Raw genomic sequence first — 1,756 nt, forward strand, 5'->3', positions numbered from 1 at the left:
GGTGCGCGGGCGGCGAACGCCCCGCCGGCGAGCGCGCCGAGCGCGAATCCGGCGATCGCGATCGCGGGGGCGTACGTCGCGACCGACGACGACGGGGCGACGCTCAGTCCGAGGAAGACGACGTTGCCCGTCATGTTGGCGACGAAGATCTGGTCGAGCCGCAGGAAGCTGACCGCGTCGACGATCCCGGTCACCACCGTGAGCACCAGCAGCGCGAGCACGGTTCGGCGGGGTGGCGGCGCGGTGGCCACGGACACGGTGCACGGCCCCTCAGCGCGGACGCGGTGGTGCCGGCACCGGTGCCGGGGACGGTGACACCGCAACCGCGCGGATGCGGCGGCCGGCACGCCCGGCGGGCACGGTGCTCCCGGTGTCACCGATACGCATGTCCCGGCGGATACCCGGGCAGCGTGCGGGGAAACGGCGCGGCGGGTGCCGGGGCGCTACTCCTCGTCGCCGCCTTCCTCCTCCGGCTCCTCCTCTTCCGGTTCCTCCGGTTCCGGCTCCTCCGGTTCCGGTTCTTCCTCTTCCGGCTCTTCCACTTCGCCCTCGCCGGTCGGCTGTTCGTCGTCGTCCAGCATCTCGTTGAGCGCCATTCCGCCGAGGATTCCGGCTCCGGCTCCGACCGCGGCGCCGGCGAGCATGCCGCCCATCCCGGATTTCCCACCGTCGCCGTGGTCGCCGTGGTCGGGGGTGTACTTGAGCCCGGGGCCGTCCGGGGAGCCGCCGCGCTCGGCGAGGTGGTCGAGCCACTGCGCGATGTGGGCCGCCCAGTCGGTGGTCGCCGCCTCGTCGTGGGTTCCGGCGAAGTGGCCGAACGCGTCCCGCTCCGGGGTGAACATTCCGCCCCGCCTGTCCGCCTCCAGGACGACGTCGATCCGGTCGGGGCCGGTGACGAAGGTGACCTCGACCTCACCGACGAGCCCGGAGGCCTGCGGCGGCGGGAAGAACGCGAGCTCCTGGAAGAACGGCAGTTCCTGGGGAATGCCCTGGAGATGTCCGTGTTCGAGGTCGGCGCCCTTGAATTGGAAGCCGAGCTCGGACAGCGCGTCCAGCACCCGCTGCTGCGCGGGGAGCGGCTCGACGCCGACCGGGTCGAGGTCCCCCTTGTCCGCGACCTGTTCGACGGACAGTTCCGTGCGCAGCCCCAGGGCCATCCCGGGCAGCGGTTGCCCGTGGACGCTGCTGACCGGCGTCTCCCACGGCACGGGGATCTCGAAGGGCAGCGTCTTCTCCGCACCCTGTGCGAGCTCGAACCCGCCCCCGACGACCACGCGGTGGAACTCCACACCCACCTCGTCGTCGCCCGTCTCGACGTTACCGACCAGGCCGAGGACGACGTGCTCGACGGTGGTCTCCCGGGAACCGCCGCTGATCCGGACCTCACCCGACAGTGTGCCGCCGGGTCGCACATGCGGATCGTGCAGCACGGTGTCGACGGACGGCCCCCCGACCCCGAGCGCCCCGAGCAGTTTCCTGAAGACCATCAGTGGTTTCACCCTCCGTGCCGATCCCGTCCGTTCTCACCGAACGTACATGATCTTCTACGCACTGTCGGTCGATCGGGACCGGTGCGGCCGACCAGGGACGTCGCCCGGTCTTCTGGTTCACTGTGCGACCTATGCGCCCACGTCTCGCCGTGCTCGGATCCGTCACCGTCGCCGTCCTCGTCGCCTGCTCCCCGGGCCCGGCCGCACCGGGTCCGACACCGGAGCGGGCGACGCCGGAGGCCCCGGCGTCGCCCCGGGAGTCGGTG

The 1,756-nt window shown here is 72.0% G+C and carries 2 protein-coding genes; both read right to left on the bottom strand.

All coding sequences use genetic code 11. The annotated features are described in order from the left end of the window. Positions 1-257: DUF1275 family protein (locus SACHA_RS22410; protein ID WP_157601715.1), on the bottom strand; the 257-nt coding region annotated here is incomplete at its 3' end. 186 nt (positions 258-443) lie between these two features. Continuing rightward, positions 444-1,487: a sporulation protein gene (locus tag SACHA_RS0115085; protein WP_019811013.1), complete on the bottom strand. Its 1,044-nt coding sequence runs from the start codon at positions 1,485-1,487 to the stop codon at positions 444-446. Between the last annotated feature and the right edge of the window lie 269 nt (positions 1,488-1,756).

This window comes from Saccharomonospora halophila 8 (assembly GCF_000383775.1).
GTDB lineage: Bacteria > Actinomycetota > Actinomycetes > Mycobacteriales > Pseudonocardiaceae > Saccharomonospora > Saccharomonospora halophila.